This window comes from Ancylobacter polymorphus, from assembly GCF_022836935.1.
Taxonomy (GTDB): Bacteria; Pseudomonadota; Alphaproteobacteria; order Rhizobiales; family Xanthobacteraceae; genus Ancylobacter; species Ancylobacter polymorphus_A.
On the sequence record NZ_CP083239.1, the window covers coordinates 2,729,978 to 2,748,167 of the forward strand.

At 66.6% G+C, this 18,190-nt stretch carries 14 protein-coding genes; 4 read left to right on the top strand and 10 right to left on the bottom strand.

From position 1 onward, the window contains the following. Together urtB and urtA are read right to left on the bottom strand one after the other, a co-directional pair. Nucleotides 1-927 carry an urea ABC transporter permease subunit UrtB gene (urtB, locus tag K9D25_RS12920; RefSeq protein ID WP_244375756.1) on the bottom strand — a complete coding sequence of 309 codons (927 nt, stop codon included), beginning with the start codon at nucleotides 925-927 and terminating at the stop codon, nucleotides 1-3. Between the two features lie 98 nt (nucleotides 928-1,025). Next, nucleotides 1,026-2,309, bottom strand: a complete 1,284-nt coding sequence (gene urtA / locus K9D25_RS12925) for an urea ABC transporter substrate-binding protein (protein WP_244375758.1) — start codon at nucleotides 2,307-2,309, stop codon at nucleotides 1,026-1,028. Nucleotides 2,310-2,796: 487 nt separating this feature from the next. Here urtA and K9D25_RS12930 point away from each other — a divergent pair, with 487 nt between their 5' ends. Together K9D25_RS12930 and K9D25_RS12935 are read left to right on the top strand one after the other, a co-directional pair. Further along, entirely contained in the window at nucleotides 2,797-6,186 is a 3,390-nt protein-coding gene (locus tag K9D25_RS12930; protein ID WP_244450866.1) for a hybrid sensor histidine kinase/response regulator, read from the top strand. Further along, nucleotides 6,176-7,108, top strand: a complete 933-nt coding sequence (locus K9D25_RS12935; protein WP_244375760.1) for a response regulator — start codon at nucleotides 6,176-6,178, stop codon at nucleotides 7,106-7,108. Before K9D25_RS12930 ends, K9D25_RS12935 begins: the two co-directional genes overlap by 11 nt. Nucleotides 7,109-7,221: 113 nt before the next feature. On the opposite strand, the gene K9D25_RS12940 is transcribed toward K9D25_RS12935, so the two are convergent. Both K9D25_RS12940 and adh read right to left on the bottom strand, forming a co-directional pair. Beyond that, nucleotides 7,222-7,638: a DUF779 domain-containing protein gene (locus K9D25_RS12940; RefSeq protein ID WP_244375762.1), complete on the bottom strand. Its 417-nt coding sequence runs from the start codon at nucleotides 7,636-7,638 to the stop codon at nucleotides 7,222-7,224. 523 nt (nucleotides 7,639-8,161) lie between these two features. Next, the gene (gene adh, locus K9D25_RS12945; protein WP_244375764.1) at nucleotides 8,162-9,679 is read right to left on the bottom strand and encodes an aldehyde dehydrogenase; all 1,518 of its coding nucleotides are present in this window, start codon (nucleotides 9,677-9,679) and stop codon (nucleotides 8,162-8,164) included. A gap of 238 nt (nucleotides 9,680-9,917) precedes the next feature. Between adh and K9D25_RS12950 the strand changes: the two genes are divergently transcribed. Beyond that, on the top strand, nucleotides 9,918-11,756 hold the full coding sequence (locus tag K9D25_RS12950; RefSeq protein ID WP_244375766.1) for a sigma-54-dependent Fis family transcriptional regulator: 1,839 nt from the start codon (nucleotides 9,918-9,920) through the stop codon (nucleotides 11,754-11,756). 81 nt (nucleotides 11,757-11,837) lie between these two features. Continuing rightward, complete coding sequence (locus K9D25_RS12955) at nucleotides 11,838-12,095, top strand: hypothetical protein (RefSeq protein ID WP_244375768.1); 258 nt, start codon at nucleotides 11,838-11,840, stop codon at nucleotides 12,093-12,095. 6 nt (nucleotides 12,096-12,101) lie between these two features. Here the strand turns inward: K9D25_RS12955 and mnhG are convergent, their stop codons facing one another. From mnhG to K9D25_RS12985, 6 genes are read right to left on the bottom strand one after another with little or no spacing between them, the layout of a single operon-like run. Beyond that, entirely contained in the window at nucleotides 12,102-12,464 is a 363-nt protein-coding gene (gene mnhG, locus K9D25_RS12960) for a monovalent cation/H(+) antiporter subunit G (protein WP_244375770.1), read from the bottom strand. Beyond that, a complete protein-coding gene (locus K9D25_RS12965) occupies nucleotides 12,461-12,742 on the bottom strand; it encodes a K+/H+ antiporter subunit F (RefSeq protein WP_244375772.1) in 282 nt (93 codons plus the stop codon). Before K9D25_RS12965 ends, mnhG begins: the two co-directional genes overlap by 4 nt. After that, nucleotides 12,739-13,236 (bottom strand): Na+/H+ antiporter subunit E, encoded by a 498-nt coding sequence (locus K9D25_RS12970; protein WP_244375774.1) that lies wholly within the window; start codon nucleotides 13,234-13,236, stop codon nucleotides 12,739-12,741. Before K9D25_RS12970 ends, K9D25_RS12965 begins: the two co-directional genes overlap by 4 nt. Next, nucleotides 13,233-14,909, bottom strand: coding sequence for a monovalent cation/H+ antiporter subunit D (locus tag K9D25_RS12975; protein ID WP_244375776.1), 1,677 nt, complete (start codon nucleotides 14,907-14,909; stop codon nucleotides 13,233-13,235). The genes K9D25_RS12970 and K9D25_RS12975 overlap by 4 nt, the downstream gene beginning before the upstream one ends. After that, a complete protein-coding gene (locus K9D25_RS12980) occupies nucleotides 14,909-15,256 on the bottom strand; it encodes a Na+/H+ antiporter subunit C (RefSeq protein ID WP_244375778.1) in 348 nt (115 codons plus the stop codon). The genes K9D25_RS12975 and K9D25_RS12980 overlap by 1 nt, the downstream gene beginning before the upstream one ends. Further along, nucleotides 15,256-18,165 (bottom strand): monovalent cation/H+ antiporter subunit A, encoded by a 2,910-nt coding sequence (locus K9D25_RS12985; RefSeq protein ID WP_244375780.1) that lies wholly within the window; start codon nucleotides 18,163-18,165, stop codon nucleotides 15,256-15,258. The genes K9D25_RS12980 and K9D25_RS12985 overlap by 1 nt, the downstream gene beginning before the upstream one ends. Nucleotides 18,166-18,190: the final 25 nt, after the last annotated feature.

Consider the following 18,190-nt stretch of genomic DNA (forward strand, 5'->3'; position numbering starts at 1 on the left):
TCAGCGACGGACCTTGATGACGAACAGGCCCTGCGGCCGCAGCATCAGGATGATGACCACGCCGAGCAGCGTGAGGACCTTGGCCATCGAACCGGAGAGGAAGAACTCCATGGTCGACTGGGCCTGCGAGATGGTGAAGGCGGAGGCGATGGTGCCGAGCAGGCTCTGCGCGCCGCCGAAGACGACGACCAGGAAGGTGTCGACGATGTAGAGCTGGCCGGAGGTCGGGCCGGTCGAGCCGATCATGGTGAAGGCCGAGCCGGCCACGCCGGCGATGCCGCAGCCGAGGCCGAAGGTGTAGCGGTCGATCTTCTCGGTATTGATGCCAACGGCGCCGGCCATGACGCGGTTCTGCACCACGGCGCGCACCTGCTTGCCCCAGGCCGACTTGTACATCAGCAGGGCGACGGCAACGGTGATGGCGATGGTAAGGCCCATGACGAACAGGCCGTTGATCTGCACTTCGATCGAGTCGGTGAGCGAGATTGAGCCCATCATCCAGTTCGGCAGTTCCACGCCCACTTCGCGCGGGCCGAAGACGGAGCGGTAGACCTGCTGAAGAATGAGGCTGAGGCCCCAGGTGGCGAGCAGCGTGTCGAGCGGGCGTTTGTACAATCGCCGGATCATCAGCCATTCCACCGCCATGCCGAGCGCGCCGGCGGCGAAAAAGGCGAGCACCATGGCGACAAAGAAGTAGGCGCCGAACAGGCCCGGCACATAGTTCAGGAAGAATTGCGAAGTGAAATAGGTGACATAGGCGCCGAGAATCATGAACTCGCCATGCGCCATGTTGATGACGCCCATCTGGCCGAAGATGATGGCGAGGCCGAGCGCCATGAGCACGAAGACCGAGAACAGGATGAGGCCGGCAAAGCCCTGCATCACGAAAATCGAGCCAAGCTCGGCCAGCGAATAGTCAGCGAACATTCAGGAATCCCCCGGCGGGCGCGCGAGCGCGCGCTTGGCATCAACGGCGTGAAGTCCCGGAGAGGGCGCGGCCCTCTCCGGGTGGGAGCGTCAGCCGATCACTGGTAGCCCTTGGGGAACGGATCGGGCTCGATCAGGTCCGGGGTCTCGAACACCACCTTGAACTGGCCGTCCGGCTGGGCGAGGCCGACGCGGGTCTTCGACCAGAGGTGATGGTTCGGGTGGATCTTGACGTAGCCTTCCGGCGCCTTGGTGAACTCGATGCCGGGCGAGGCCTCGGCGACCTTGTCGACATCGAAGGAGCCGGCCTTCTCGACGGTGAATTTCCACAGCCACGGGCCGAGATAGGCGGCCTGCGTCACGTCGCCGATCACGGTCTTCTCGCCCCACATCTTCTTGAAGGCGGCGACGAAGTCCTTGTTGTTCGGGTTGTCGAGCGACTGGAAATACTTCATGCAGCTATAGGCGCCGGCGAAGTTCTCGCCGCCGATGCCGTCGATCTCGTCCTCGGTGACGGAGATGGTCAGCAGTGTCTGCTTGTTGAGGTCGATGCCGGCGGCCTTGAGCTGCTTGTAGAAGGCGACGTTGGAGCCGCCGACAACGGCGGCGTAGATCACGTCCGGCTTCTTCAGCTTGATCTTGTTGATGACGGAATTGAACTGGGTGTGGCCGAGCGGGAAATATTCTTCGCCGACGACCGAGGAGTCCTTCAGGTGCCCTTCGATGTGCTTGCGGGCGATCTTCATCGAGGTGCGCGGCCAGATATAGTCCGAGCCGATGAGATAGAAGGTCTTGCCGCCCTTGGTCTTCTGCACCCAGTCCAGGCCGGCGAGAATCTGCTGCGTGGCTTCCTGGCCGGTGTAGATGACGTTCTTGGACTGCTCCAGACCTTCATAGAAGGTCGGGTAGTAGAGCATGCCGTTATACTGCTCGACCACCGGCAGCACCGCCTTGCGCGAGGCCGAGGTCCAGCAGCCCATGATGGCCGCGACCTTGTCGTTGACCAGCAGCTTCTTGGCCTTCTCCGCGAAGGTCGGCCAGTCGGAGGCGCCGTCTTCCTGGATGAACTTGATCTTGCGGCCGAGCACGCCGCCCATGGCGTTGATCTGCTCGATCGCCAGCTTTTCCGCCTGCACCGAGCCGGTCTCGGAGATCGCCATGGTGCCGGTGACGGAATGCAGGATGCCGACGGTGACTTCCGTGTCGGTCACGGCGAGACCAGTGGTGTTCACCGCCGATGTCGCCGGGGCCTGGGCCTGTGCCGGGGTGGAAAAAAGGCCGGTCGACGCAAGAACAGGCACGGCCGGGAGCGCGGCAATACCCATCAAGAGCTTGCGCCGCGTCGCTGAAAACGTGTTCGTCGGATCATTCTTCGAAGACATACGATTCCCCTCCACGGGTTTGACGTGGCCTCAACAAGCTTCTCTTGTGCTTGCATTGGCCGGATCGTGGCGGGCGATGTCGCGATGCAGCAATACGTCGATTGACGTATAGGGGAAACGTCGTGTCTCGCGCACTGTGAAGGCGAAAATGGATCGTATGTCCGGCGCGGAGGTTTTTCCCTCGCGTCGAATAGGTTTTTTCGCGCGCGCGCGAGGTAAGTGTAGGGAAAGTGGACAGAACCGGCGCTGATTAGCCCGATTATTGGGCATTTAATGCTGTGATGGCGAAGGAAAAGGTAATTAAATGCGGGACAAGGCGCTGCGTTAATCTGTCTTCGGCCTGACCGGCGTGTGGAATGATTTATGCTTGGGGGTGGCGTCGGCGCGGGTGGCAACCCGCCGCCGTCGCGGTGCAACAAACAAGAAAATCCCTGGGGAGGGTGGGCACGGAAGCATGTCTGGCGTTGGCACGGCGAGGCACACCCCCATGGCGGCGGAGCAGAAGATCGTTCGCGTTCGGCGTCGCTACAATCAGTGGGTCGTCAACGAGACGCTGGAGGATTACGCGCTCCGCTTCACGGCCAAGAGCGGGCGGCGCTGGTCGGCGCTGCGGGTCGCCAATACCGCACTCGGCGCCGTTTCCTTTCTGGCGCTGGAGGCCATCGGCGGCGCGATCACGCTCGCCTATGGTTTTGAAAATGCGGTGGCGGCGATCCTTCTCGTCTGCGTCGTCATCTTCGCCGCCGGCCTGCCGATCAGCTATTACGCTGCCAAGTTCGGCGTCGACATCGACCTGCTGACCCGTGGCGCCGGCTTTGGCTATATCGGCTCGACGCTGACCTCGCTCATCTACGCCTCCTTCACCTATCTGTTCTTCGCCATCGAGGCGGCGATCATGGCGCTGGCGCTGGAGATGTGCTTCGGCGTGCCGCTGATGGTGGGCTATTTCATCAGCGCGCTGGTGGTGATCCCGCTGGTGACGCACGGCATCACCTTCATCAGCCGGTTCCAGCTCTGGACCCAGCCGGTCTGGCTTGTGCTGAACATCATCCCCTTCGTCTTCATCCTCGCCCTCGACGACACCCCTTTCGCCGGCTGGACCGCCTATACCGGCCGCTTCGGCCATCCTGACGGCTCCTTCGATCTCGTGCTGTTCGGTACGGCGACGACGGTGGTGTTCGCGCTGGTGGCGCAGATCGGCGAGCAGGTGGATTTCCTGCGCTTCCTGCCGCGCCGGGCACCCGGGCGCACCGAGGCGCGGCGCAATGCGCTGTGGTGGGTGGCACTGCTCAGCGCCGGCCCGGGCTGGATCATCCCCGGCGGCATCAAGATGCTGGGTGGTTCGTTTCTGGCCTATTTCGCCGTCACCCAGGGCATACCGTTCCTGCACGCGGCCGAGCCGACCCAGATGTATCTGGTGGCGTTCAAGACCGTGTTCTCGCCCGAGGTGGCGCTGGCCTTCACCGGGGTGTTCGTCATCCTCGCCCAGTTGAAGATCAATGTGACGAATTCCTATGCGGGCTCGATCGCCTGGTCGAACTTCTTCTCCCGCCTCACCCACAGCCATCCGGGCCGGGTGGTGTGGCTGGTGTTCAACGTCACCATCGCGCTGATGCTGATGGCGCTCGGCATCTACAAGGTGCTGGAGCAGATCCTCGGCCTTTACGCCATCATCGCCGTGGCCTGGGTGGCGGCGCTGGTGGCGGATCTCGTGGTCAACAAGCCCATGGGCTGGAGCCCGCCGGGCATCGAGTTCAAGCGGGCGCATCTCTACGACATCAACCCCGTCGGCGTCGGCGCGCTGCTGGCCGGCACGCTGGTGGGCGTCATCGCCTTTGCCGGCTTTCTCGGCCCGACGCTGAAGGCCTTCGCGCCGTTCCTCGCCCTGGTGGTGTCTTTCGTCACCGCCGCCAGCATCGCCTATGCCACAGGCGGGCGCTACTACATCGCGCGGCGGACGGCGAAGAACTGGGAGGCGCGCCACACGCTGAAATGCTGCATCTGTGAGCACAAATTCGAGCCGGAGGACATGGCGCATTGCCCGGTCTACGCCGGGCCGATCTGCTCGCTGTGCTGCTCGCTCGATGCGCGCTGCAACGATCGCTGCAAGGAGGAGGCGCGCTTCCCCGACCAGATTCTGGCGGCGCTGCGGGCAACGCTGCCGGCCTGGATGGTGACGCAGCTCAATTCCCGCCTTGGCCACTATATCGGCGTGATGGCGCTGCTGGCGACCGTCATCGGTGGCATATTGGGCGTGATCTACTTCCAGTCGACCTTCGCCCCGCCGGATCAGGCGGAGACGGTCGGCAATGTGCTGTTCACGCTCTACTTCATCCTGCTCATCATCGCCGGCGTCGCTGCCTGGCTGTTCGTGCTGGCGCAGGAAAGCCGGCGGGTGGCGCAGGAGGAGAGCAACCGCCAGACCGCGCTGCTGATGCGCGAGATCGAGGCCCATAAGCGCACCGACGCCAAGCTGCAAAAGGCCAAGGAAGCCGCCGAGGCCGCCAATCTCGCCAAGAGCCGTTATGTCGTCGGCATCAGCCACGAATTGCGCACCCCGCTCAACGCCATTCTCGGCTATGCCCAGCTGCTGGAGCGCGATGTCGCCATTCCCCCGCACCGGCGCGACGCCATCCGCGTGGTGCGCCGCTCGGCCGAGCATCTCTCCGGCCTGATCGACGGGCTGCTCGACATTTCCAAGATCGAGGCGGGCCGGCTCTATCTCACCCGGGACGAGGTGCGGATCGGCGAGTTTCTCGACCAGTTGGTCGACATGTTCCGGCTGCAGGCGACCGCCAAGGGCATCGATTTCGTCTATGTGCGGCCGGAGCGCCTGCCGGCGGTGGTGTTTACCGACGAGAAGCGGCTGCGGCAGATCCTCATCAACCTGCTGTCAAATGCCATCAAGTTCACCGATCGCGGCCGGGTGGCGCTGCGCGTTTCCTATCGCAACCAGGTGGCGGAGTTCGAGATCGAGGACAGCGGCATCGGCATTCCCGCCGCCGACCACAAGCGCATCTTCGAGCCGTTCGAGCGCGGGGAGCGGGCGGGCACCTATTCCACCGCCGGCATCGGCCTCGGCCTTACCATTACCAAGCTGCTCACCGAGATCATGGGCGGGGAGATCGCGCTGAAATCGGCGCCGGGGGAGGGCAGCGTCTTCCGCGTCAAGATGATGCTGTCGGAGGTGACCAACCCCTCGCGCCTCGGCCCGATCCAGCACCGCCATATCGCCGGCTATACCGGCCCGCGCCGCACCGTGCTGGTGGCCGATGACGATGTCGCCCATCGCGACCTCATGCATGAATTGCTGGTGCCGCTTGGGTTCACCGTGCTTGCCGCCGCCGATGGGGTGCAGGCGCTGGACATGGTGCGCGAATGGGAGCCGGACCTCCTTCTGCTCGACATCTCCATGCCGGGGCTGAATGGCTGGGAGGTGGTGCGGCAGCTGCGCGACGAAGGCTTCGGCCGGCTGCGCATCATCATGATCTCGGCCAATGCCGGGGAAATCCATGGCGACGGCCTCGCCCAGCATGACGACCATCTGGTCAAGCCGGTGCATCTGCGCACGCTGCTGGAAAAAATGGCGGCGCTGCTCGACCTCGAATGGGTGGGCGATGGCGAACTCGCGGCGCTGGTCGCTGGCGAGGCCGCCAAGCCGGGCGAGCTGCGGGCGCCGGCCGGTGTGCATCTCGACGATCTGATGAAGCTGGGGGAGATCGGCTATGTGCGCGGCATCCAGGCCAAGCTGCGGGAGATCGAAAGCGCCTCGCCCGACAGCAAGGCCTTCGTCGCCCATATGCGCGAGCTGATGGAAACCTTCGATCTCAAGCAATACATGTCCGTCCTGGAGGCGATGCGCGCCAATGATGCCTAGCGTGGAGCGCCGCGACATCGTCCTTGTGGTGGATGATTCGCCCGAAACCCTCAGCCTGCTCACCGACGCGCTGGAGGCGGCGGGGACCACCGTGCTGGTCGCGACCGAGGGCGCCAATGCGCTGGCGCTGGTCGAGCGTATCACCCCCGATGTGATCCTGATGGACGCGATCATGCCGGGGATGGATGGATTCGAGGCGTGCCGGCAGCTCAAGCGCAACAAGGCGGTGGCGCATGTGCCGGTCATCTTCATGACCGGCCTGTCGGAAACCGAGCAGATCGTGAAGGGGCTCGAGGCCGGTGGGGTGGATTATGTGACCAAACCGATCGCGCCGGACGAGTTGATCGCCCGTATCCGCGTGCATCTCGCCAATGCACGGCAGACCCACAGCGCCCGTGCCGCGCTCGATGCCGCCGGGCGCTATCTGCTCTCGGCCAATCGAGCCGGGCGCGTCCTGTGGTCGACGCCGCAGGCGACCACGCTGCTGACCGCGCTCAGCGCCGCCGCGCCGGGCGACAGCTTCACCCTACCGGAGCCGGTGCGTCGCTGGCTGGAGGGGCGCAACGGGGATGGCGGCAGCGGCGAGATGGCGGCGGTGGAGGTGTCGGTCGAGGGCTCGCCGCGCCGGCTGAAGCTGTCCTATGTCGGGCAGATCGGCCCGGAGGAGCTGCTGCTGCGCATTGTCGAGGATTCCGGCATCCCGCCGGAGCAGGTGCTGAAGTCCAAGCTCAATCTGACGCTCCGCGAGGCGGAGGTGCTGGTATGGCTGGCGCGCGGCAAGGCCAACCGCGACATCGGCGAGATTCTCGGCCTGTCGCCGCGCACGGTGAACAAGCATCTGGAGCAGATCTACGCCAAGATCGGCGTCGAGAACCGGGCGGCGGCCACCGCGCTGGCGGTGACGGCGCTGACGCCGCGCTAGAGAAGTTCCGGTAAACTCACATTCACCGGAACGGCTCTAACTCTCTGATTAGACGCAATTCCTATCGCAAAACCGCGACGCACTTTTGCGGGACTTGCTGTGGACCCCCGCGGTCAGGCGTCCGGGCCATAGGCGAGCGGGGCGAGGCGGTCCAGCTCTTCGTCGGTGAACAGCCGCGAGCGGGTGAGGAAGCGCACGTCGCGCCCGTTTTCCAGGCTGAACATGCCGCCCCGCCCCGGCACCACGTCGATGATGAGCTGGGTGTGCTGCCAATATTCGAACTGCGACGGGCTCATATAGAAGGGCGCGCCGCCGATGATGCCCATCCGCACGTCGCGGTCGGCCAACATGTAATCGCCCTTCGCGTAGCACATGGGCGAGGAACCGTCGCAGCAGCCGCCGGACTGGTGGAACAGCAGCGGGCCGTGCTGCGCCTTCAAGGTTTCGATCAGCGCCAGTGCCGCCTCGGTGGCGAGGACGCGGGGGATGGTGACTTCAGTGGCCGACGGCGGCGCGGTCTGCGTGTCCATGGGGGCTCCCTTCCTGTCCCTCATCCCGGGGACTGAACATCCGAGTGAGAGGTGGGGCGCCGGCAGGATCGGGTCAACGCCGGAGAAAGCGGTGAAGCGGTGCCGGCTCGGCGGAGGGCGGCGTGAGGGACGCCTTTCCATGCGAAGAGAGAAGTGGAGAGGTGGTGCGTCCTTCGAGGCCCGGCGGGGCCGGGCACCTCAGGATGACGAGGTAGTCCGAGACGGCGCCGTCCCAAATCCTCGTCATGCTGAGGAGCGGCGCGCCGCGCCGCGTCTCGAAGCACGCAGGCCGGTCCCCCTGGTCGTGAGGGCGAAGTGACATTGCGCGTCACCCATGGCCGTTTCGGCCAGATCAGGCGCATGTCCCCATCGTCCCCGGGACACACCCGGGGACGATGGGGGGAGCGCCCCCGCTTCCTCATCCCCGGGCTTGGTCCGGGGACCCAGCCTTCTGCCTGCGGGTCGTTAAGCCTGGGTGGCCGGGTCAAGCCCGGCCATGAGGGACGGCGAGGGCGCCCTGGCCTCAGAAGAAGCCGAGCTTCTTCGGGGAGTAGCTGACCAGCATGTTCTTGGTCTGCTGGTAGTGGTCGAGCATCATCTTGTGGTTCTCGCGGCCGATGCCCGACTGCTTGTAGCCACCGAACGCCGCATGGGCGGGGTAGGCATGGTAGCAGTTGGTCCACACGCGGCCGGCCTCGATGGCGCGGCCGAAGCGGTAGGCGCGGTTGCCGTCGCGGGTCCACACGCCGGCGCCGAGGCCGTAGAGCGTGTCATTGGCGATGGACAGCGCTTCCGCATCGTCCTTGAAGGTGGTCACCGAGACGACCGGGCCGAAGATCTCCTCCTGGAAGATCCGCATCTTGTTGTGGCCCTTGAACACGGTGGGCTTCACATAGTAGCCGCCGGCGAAGTCGCCGCCGAGATTGTTGCGCTCGCCACCGATGAGGACCTCGGCGCCTTCCTGCTTGCCGATGTCGATATAGGAGAGGATCTTCTCCAGCTGCTCGGAGGAGGCCTGGGCGCCGATCATGGTCGCCGGGTCGAGCGGCGAGCCCTGGATGATGGCTTCCACCCGCTTCAGCGCCTTCTCCATGAAGCGGTCATAGATGCTTTCCTGGATCAGCGCGCGGCTCGGGCAGGTGCAGACCTCGCCCTGGTTGAGCGCGAACATGACGAAGCCTTCGATCGCCTTGTCGAAGAAGTCGTCATCCTCGGCCGCCACGTCGGCGAAGAAGATGTTCGGCGACTTGCCGCCCAGTTCCAGCGTGACCGGAATGAGGTTCTGGCTGGCATACTGCATGATCAGCCGGCCCGTCGTCGTCTCGCCGGTGAAGGCGATCTTGGCGATGCGGTTCGAGCTGGCGAGCGGCTTGCCGGCCTCAAGACCGAAGCCGTTGACCACGTTGAGCACGCCCGGGGGCAGCAGGTCGGCGATCAGTTCCACCAGCACCATGATGCTGGACGGGGTCTGCTCGGCGGGCTTCAGAACCACGCAGTTGCCGGCGGCGAGCGCCGGGGCCAGCTTCCACACCGCCATCAGGATGGGGAAGTTCCACGGGATGATCTGCCCGACCACGCCGAGCGGCTCGTGGAAGTGATAGGCGATAGTGTCGTGGTCGATCTCGCTGATGCCGCCTTCCTGCGCGCGCACCGCGCCGGCGAAATAGCGGAAATGGTCGATGGCGAGCGGAATGTCGGCCGCCGTCGTCTCGCGGATCGGCTTGCCATTGTCCCAGGTCTCGGCCAGCGCGAGGAGGTCGAGATTCTCCTCCATGCGGTCGGCGATCTTGTTGAGGATCAGCGCCCGTTCGGCGGCCGAGGTCTTGCCCCAGGCGGCCTTGGCGGCATGGGCGGCGTCGAGCGCCTTGTCGATGTCGGCGGCTTCCGAGCGCGCGACTTCGCAGATCTTGCCGCCGGTCACCGGCGAGGTGTTGTCGAAATAGCGGCCGGACACCGGCTCGACGAACTGGCCGCCGATGAAATTGCCGTAGCGGGCCTTGAACGGGGACTGCTTGGTGATGGCGAGTTCTGGCTTGTTCATTGGATCCTCCCGATAGGGACACTCAAGATTGCAGCGCCCGTGCCAGCCGGCCTATCGCAGCGCAAAAAATCGTCGTTGCGACACGGCAAAATATTGAAATACCTCGCTTTAGACGAGTACTCGCGAGGGCGTGAGGATTCTACCGATAGACGCCGCCGGAAAACTTGGTAGAAACTGTCGGAAAGAACAACAAGACCTGCGACATGTGTGGCATTTTGCAACACTCCAGGAGGATCGCATGCGCCAAGAGGTCTCGCCGCGTGCCGTGCTGGCCGCGCGCCGGCAGTTCTTCCAGCAGGGTCTGCATGACCGGCCGCTGGCGGCGCTGCTGCCCGAGCCGATCCTGCGCTCCTGGAAGCGTTGCGCGGAGCGTGGGCTCGACAACGCCGCCCTGCCGCGCCTCGAACCGCTGACCGCGCACGAGCTTAGCGCCATCGCCGAGCGGCATGAGCGGCTGCGCCGGCTGTGCCGGCCGGAGGTGGAAAGCCTCTATGCCGACGCCATGCAGACCGGCTGCGTGGTCATTCTCACCGATGCGGAGGGCATGATCCTCGACGCGCTCGGCAACGCCGATTTCGCCGCGCGGGCGGCGCAGGTGGCGCTGCGGCCGGGCGTGTTGTGGGGTGAAAGCTCCACCGGCACCAATGCGGTGGGCACGGCGCTGGTGGAGGGGCGGCCGATCGCCGTGCATGGCGGCGAGCATTATTACGACCCCCACGCGATTCTGAGCTGCTCGGCCGCGCCGATCCTCGATCCCTATGGCCACACGGTCGGCGCGCTCGACATGTCCGGCCCGGCGGCGGTTGACCACCGCCATGCGCTCGGCCTCGTGCGGCTGGCGGTGGAGCAGATCGAGCATCGTTTCTTTGACGAGGGCTTTTCCGACCGCCGGGTGCTGCGCCTGCAGGCCGACCGGGCGCTGCTCGGCACCTCCCGCGAAGGCGTGCTGGTGTTCGAAGACGACCGGCTGGTCGCGGCCAACCGCGCCGGGCTCGGCCTTGTCGGGGCCGACTGGTCGGCGCTGGGCGAAAAGCGCGCGGGCGAATTGCTGGAACGGCTGCCGGGCTCGGACGGCGATACCCACGCCTTGCGCCAGCCGGGCGGGCGCACCCTGTTCGGCCGCTTCGAGGGCGCCCGCGCCCGGCCGCAGCCGACGCCGCGTCCCCGTGCGCCGCGCGAGGAGGGGCCGCTGCTCGGGGCGGAGGAGCGGGCGGCGCTCGGCCGCGCGGTGCGCATGGTGGCAGCGGACGTGCCGGTGCTGATCCGCGGCGAGACCGGCACCGGAAAGGAGATGGCGGCGCGCGAGATTCACCGCCAGAGCGCCCGGGCCGGCGGGCCGTTCGTGGCGGTCAACTGCGCCGCCATTCCCGAGACGCTGATCGAATCCGAACTGTTCGGCTATGAGGACGGCGCCTTCACCGGCGCGCGCCGGCAGGGGCGGCGGGGCCTGCTGCGCGAGGCCGATGGCGGCATTCTATTTCTCGACGAGATCGGCGACATGCCGCTGGCGCTGCAATCGCGCCTGCTGCGGGTGCTGCAGGAGCGCGAGGTCGCCCCGCTCGGCGGCGGGCGCCCGGTGAAGATCGACGTGGCGCTGCTCTGCGCCACCCATCGCGATCTGCGCCTGCTGGTGGAAGCCGGCAGCTTCCGCCAGGACCTGTATTTCCGCATCGCCCATTACACCGTCGAATTGCCGCCGCTGCGCCGCCTGCCGGACCGGGCGGGGATCGTCCGCGCGCTGTGGGGGCGGCTGGTGGCGGATGAGCGGCTGACGCTGTCGGAAGGCTGCGAGGCGCGGCTTGCCGCCTATGACTGGCCGGGCAATTTCCGCCAGCTGGCCGGCACGCTCAAGGCGCTGGCGGCGCTTGCCGATCCGTTCCGCCCGGTGGGCGAGGACATGCTGCCGCCGGACATTCTCGCCGCACCCGCGGCGTCGCCGCCCGTCGGCACGCTCGACGCGCTCACCGTGGAGGCGATGCGGCAGGCGGTGGAGGCCTGCGGCGGCAATGTCTCGCAGGCCGCGCGCCGGCTGGGCGTGAACCGCTCCACTCTCTATCGGCGGCTGTTTCACGCCTGAGCCGGTATTCCCGGCGGGCAGACGAGGGAACCGCAGGCGGCCCCGCTTGTTGCCTCTGGCAACACTCATGGAGGCCCTACGATGGTGCGCGATCCCCGTACGCTCGACCAGAACCCCGTCGTCGTCGACCCCGCCAATGTCGACGCCGTGCTCGATGACCGCACCACGGCGGTCTCGAACCCTTTGACCCCGCCGCTGGACGAGGTGGACAATGACAATTCCCCGGTGGATGGCGAGCCCGCCCGGCGCGATGGTGGCCGATTCGCGCCGGAGACGCTGAACACGGTGGATGGCTCGGCGGACGGCACGCCGAAAAAGCCCGAGGATTCCCGCCGCTGAGGCGGTTCAGAGCTCGGTCGGCGCCGGGTCTTCCTTGGGCGCGGCGTCGTTTCCTTCCACCCGGTCGCGGTAGAGCGAGGCGCTGGCGAGCAGCATCAGCGTAACCGGGGTGGTGATGGTGACGAACAGGCCGATCAGCACTTCGTGGATCAGCGGCCGCTGCTGCAGCACGGAGAAGCAGATGATCGACCCGACCAGCATCGCCCCGGTGCCCAGCGTGGCGCCGAGCGAGGGGGCGTGCAGGCGGGCGTAGAAATCCGGCAGGCGCCACAGGCCGATCGAGCCGATGAGCGTCACCAGCGCGCCGGCGACGACGAAGAACGAGACGAGAATCGCCGCCCAGAGCGGCAGGTCGGGAGCGGCGCTCATTCGATCACCTCGCCGCGCATGAGGAATTTCGCCAGCGCCACCGTGCCGACGAAGCCGAGCAGGCCGATGACCAGCGCCGCCTCGAAATAGAGCGTGGTGCCGCTGCGGATGCCGAGCGTGACCAGAAGCAGCATGGCGTTCACATAGAAGGTGTCGAGGCCGATGATGCGGTCCTGCGCGCGCGGGCCGCGAATGAAGCGCAGCGCGGCGCAGCCCATGGCGAGGGTCAGCAGCACCTGCGCCAGCGTGATCGACCAGCCGAGGATGGCGACGCTCATTCGAAGATCTCCATCAGCAGCCCCTCATAACGCCCCTTGATGGTGCGCACCCACTCCTTGTCGTCGACGAGATCGAGCACATGCAGCAGCAGGAGCCCGGTGGCGGGATCGTAGCGCACCCATTGCGTGCCCGGCGTGCAGGTGAGCACGATGGCGAGGATGGCGAGGCCATAGGGGCTTTTCAAATCCAGCTTCAGCCGCATGAAGCCGGCATGGGTGCGCCGGTCCTCATTGCCGAGGATGATGCTGCCGACCGCAAGATTGGAGCGGAACACATCGACGAACACCCGCCCGGCCAGACGCGCGGCGGCGGCGGGGCGACGCAGCCGGGCCGGTGGCGGATCGAGCGCGGTCATGGCCCAGCAGCCACCGAGCGCCACCACCGCGCCGAGCAGAAGCTGGCCCAGCGACAGGCTCTGCGTCATCAGGAGCCACATGACCAGCAGGGCGAGAAACAGCAGCGGGTAGGGGATGACGCGGCGCAGCCCGTTCATGGCGTGGCTCCCGTCGTGTCGACCCCGGACGGGCCGTGGCCGCTGGCGCGCGAATCGCTCGTGCTATGGCCCGCCGGCTGGCTACCGAGCACATCGCGGGCATATTCGCTCGGCCAATAGAGGATCTGCGCCGTGGCTTCCATGTAGCGCATGGTCGGGCCCCCGGCGAAGGTCATCACCGCGCAGAGCAGCAGCAGCACCCCGACCGGAATAGCCTCGATGGCGCGCACGCGCGGAATGTCCGTCTCGGCCGGCACCCAGAGGGTACGGATGCCGTTGCGGGTCATGGCGATGAGGGTGGCGAGGCCGGAGAGCATCAGCAGCGCGACGAACAGCCAGTGGTCGAAGGGGATTTCGCCCGCCTCGTTCAGCAGCGCCGACAGCATGGCGAATTTGCCGATGAAGCCGGAGAGCGGCGGCAGGCCGGCCAGCACGGCGGTGCAGGCGACAAAGCCGCCGCCGAGCACGGCGATGGTGGCGGGAATGGCGACGCCGACCTCCTCGTCCTCGTCCTCGATATCCTCCTCCGGATCGCCGAAAATCTCCAGCGTGACGGCGAGCACGTCGGCACCGGCGGCCTGGCCGCGTTCGATCAGTTCCACCAGCAGGAAATAGGCGCTGATGGCGAAGGTGGAGGCGACGAGATAATAGAGCGCGCCTGAGATCACCGCGCTGTTGCCGGTGCCGATGGCGGCGAGCAGCGTGCCGGAGGAGATCAGCACGCTATAGCCGCCGAGCCGCTGCATGGATTGCGAGGCGAGCACGCCGATGCCGCCGAACAGCAGCGTCGCCATGCCGCCATAATAGAGCCAGTCGGCACCGAAATCCGCCGACGCGCCGGCCTCGTCGCCGAAGCACAGCAGGAACAGCCGCAGGATCACATAGATGCCGACCTTGGTCATGATCGCGAACATGGCGGCGACGGGGGCGCAGGCGGCGGCATAGGTGGTCGGCAGCCAGAAGCTGAGCGGCCACATGCCGGCCTTGACCAGAAAGGCGATGCCAAGCACCGCCGCGCCCGCTTCCATGAGGGTGCGCGACTCCGGCGCCAGCGTCGGCACGATCCGGCTGAGATCGGCCATGTTCAGCGTGCCGGTCACGCCATAGATCACCGCCACGCCGACGAGGAACAGCGAGGAGGCGACGAGGTTGATCGGGATATAGTGCAGCCCCGCCCGCACCCGCGCCGTGCCCGAGCCGTGCAGCACCAGCCCGTAAGAGGCGGCGAGCAGGATTTCGAAGAACACGAACAGGTTGAACAGGTCGCCGGTGAGGAAGGCGCCGTTGAGCCCGGTGAGCAGCAGCAGGAACAGCGTGTGGAAGCGCGGTCCCGCCGTGTGCCAGCGGGCGAGGGCGAAGAGCAGCGTGGTGCAGCCCAGCACGGCGGTCACCAGCAGCATCAGCGCGGCCAGCCGGTCCACCACCAGCACGATGCCGAAGGGCGGCGGCCAGTTGCCGAGGGGGTAGACGATGAGGGTCGACCAGCGGTCGCCCGTGGGCAGGCCGACCATCACCACCATGGTCACGGCGATGGCGAGCAGAGCGAAGACCGTGGCGAGGCTGAGCGTCATCTTCAGCCGCCGCCGCCGCTCGTCGAACAGCAGCATGAGCGCGCCGACGGCCAGCGGCAGCACGATGGGAAGAATGGCGAGATGATCGAGGGCGGGGGTCATCAGTCCGGCTCCCGCCCATCGACATGGTCGGTGCCGGTGCGTCCGCGCGCGGCCATAAGCACGACCAGGAACAGCGCCGTCATGGCGAAGCCGATGACGATGGCGGTGAGCACCAGCGCCTGCGGGATGGGGTCAGCGATCTTCGCGGGGTCGCCGACGCCGCCGGGCGCGAGGATGGGCGGCCCGTCGACGCGCAGCCCGCCGCCGGCCATGGCGAAGATGAACAGGTTCACCGCATAGGAAAGCAGCGCAAGGCCGATGATGACCTGATAGGTGCGCGGGCGCAGCAGCAGCCACACGCCCGAGGCGGTGAACAGGCCGATGCCGATGGAGAGGACGATTTCCATCACTCGCCTCCCTCGCTGGCCTGCGCCGCGCGCGAACTGCGCAGCGACTGATGGGCGAGGGCGATGAGGATCAGCACCGTGGCGCCGACCACCAGGGCGAACACGCCGAGGTCGAACACCAGCGCGGAGGCCGCCGGCACCTTGCCGATATAGGGCAGCTCCACATACTGGAAATGCGAGGTGAGGAAGGGATAGCCGAACCACCAGGAACCGACACCGGTGGCGCAGGAGGTGAGCAGGCCCATCCCCATCCAGCGCAGCGGCAGCACCCGCAGATGGTCTTCCACCCAACGGGTGCCGCTGGCCATGTACTGCACCACAAAGGCGATGGAGAGGGTGATGCCGGCGGCGAAGCCACCGCCCGGCAGGTCATGGCCGCGCATGAACAGATACACCGCCATGACCGCGATCACCGGGAACAGCCAGTGCATGATCAGCCGGGGGATCAGCATGTAGTCCGCCACCGTGTCGCCGGGCGAGCGGTCGGGCGTGGCGACATCGTAGGCGTGCTGGATGCGCTGCTGCTCCGGCTGCTCGATGCTCTCCGGCGCGGGGCGGAAACGGCGCAGCAGGGCGAAGACGGTGAGGCCGGCGAGGCACAGCACGACGATCTCGCCCATCGTGTCGAAGCCGCGGAAATCGACCAGGATGACATTGATGATGTTGGTGCCGCCGCCTTCGGAATAGGCGCGCTCGACAAAGAAGCGCGAGACGCTCTGGGTCAGCGGACGGGTCATCAGGCAATAGGCGAGGAACGCCATCAGCCCGCCCAGCGCACAGGCGATGGTGAGGTCGATATAGCGACGCAGCAGCACTTTCAGCGGCGGACGGCTGGGATAGACATCCTCGATGCGCTTGGGCAACCAGCGCAGGCCGAGCAGCAGCAGCACGGTGGTGACGATCTCCACCAGAAGCTGGGTCACGGCGAGGTCTGGCGCCGACAGCCAGGCGAAGGTGACGCAGGTGACGAGGCCCGCCCCGCCGACCAGTACCAGCGCGGCGAAGCGGTGATACTTCGCCTGATAGGCGGCACCGAGCGCGCAGACGCCGCCGACCAGCCAGAGCAGGGCGAAGCCCGGCGGCAGCGGCGTGCCGGGCATGTCGCCCGTGCCCACCGCGCCATTGGCGATGAAGGGCGCCAGCGCCGCCACCACGGCGAGTGCGATGACGATGCGCATCTGCGGCTGCAGGCGCCGCGTGCCGAGCGTCGCCTCGCCGGCGCGCGCCCATTGCCAGGACAGCGTCGCCAGCACCTTCTCGAAAATGCGCTGGCCCTTGAAGTCGCGCAGGATCGGTGGGCCCTCGATGCCGCTTTCGAGATAGCGGCGCAGGCCGAGATAGAGCACCACGCCGCCGGCCATGGCGATGAGGCTCATCATCAGCGGCAGGTTGAAACCGTGCCACAGCGCCAGGCTGTAATAGGGCGGGGTGGCGTCGAGCAGGCCCTTCACGGCGGTGGCGAGGAACGGGCCGACGGTGAGCCCCGGCACGATGCCGATGAGCAGGCAGATCAGCACCAAAAGCTCGATGGGAAAGCGCATCCAGTGCGCCGGCTCGTGCGGCCGGTGCGGCAGGTCGATCGGCGGCGGGCCGAAGAACACGCCGAGGATGAAGCGCAGCGAATAGGTGACGCTGAACACGCCCGCGAGCGTCGCCCAATAGGGCAGGCTGTCGTCGAGCAGCGAGCCGGTATGCTCCGCCACCGCCTCGGCGAAGAACATTTCCTTGGAAATGAAGCCGTTGAGCAGCGGCACGCCTGCCATGGCGGCGGCGGCGACCATGGCGAGCGTGGCGGTGATCGGCATGTAGCGGTAGAGCCCGCTCAGCTTGCGCAGATCACGCGTGCCGGTCTCATGGTCGATGATGCCGGCGGCCATGAACAGCGACGCCTTGAAGATGGCGTGGTTCAGCGTGTGGAAGATCGCCGCCACCGCCGCCAGCGGGCTGCCGAGGCCGAGCAGCAGCGTGATCAGGCCGAGATGGCTGATGGTGGAGTAGGCCAGCAGCCCCTTCAGGTCCTGTTGGAAGATGGCGATGAAGGCGCCGATCAGCAGCGTCACCAGCCCCGCGGGCACGACGAGATAGAACCACGCATCCGTGCCGGCCATGACCGGCCACAGCCGCATCAATAGGAAGATGCCGGCCTTCACCATGGTGGCGGAATGCAGATAGGCCGACACCGGCGTCGGCGCCGTCATGGCGTGCGGCAGCCAGAAATGGAACGGGAACTGCGCGCTCTTGGTGAAGGCGCCGAGCAGGATCAATACCAGCGCCGGGACATAGAGATCGCTCTGGACGATGAGGTCGCGCGATTCCAGCACCTGGTCGATGTCGTAGCTGCCGACGATGCGGCCGATCAGCAGCACGCCGACCAGCAGGCACAGCCCGCCCGTGCCGGTGACGGTGAGCGCCATGCGGGCGCCGTCGCGCGCATTGGCGGTGTGGTGCCAGTAGCCGATGAGCAGGAAGGAGAACAGGCTGGTCAGTTCCCAGAAGAACACCAGCTGGATGAGATTGCCCGACAGCACGATGCCGACCATCGAGCCCATGAAGGCGAGCAGAAAGGAGAAGAAGCGCGGCACCGGATCTTCGCGCGACATGTAGTAGCGGGCATACAGAACGACGAGCGCGCCGATGCCGAAGATCAGCAGGGCGAACAGCCAGGCGAGGCCGTCGAGCCGAAGGGTGAAGTCCAGTCCCAGCATGGGCAGCCAGGACAGCCAGAACTGCACCGGTGCCCCATCGGCAAGCAAGGTGTAGAGCCAGACGCTTATGCCGATCCCCGCCACCGCCACGCTGCCGGCCAGGATCGCGGCGGTGTTGCGCGCGTGGGTCGGCAGAAACCCCGCAGCGAGGCTGCCGATGAACGGCAGAAGCAGCGCGACGAGGAGCAGCGTGCCATGGGACATAGGTAGCGGGGGCCTCCCTGCGGGC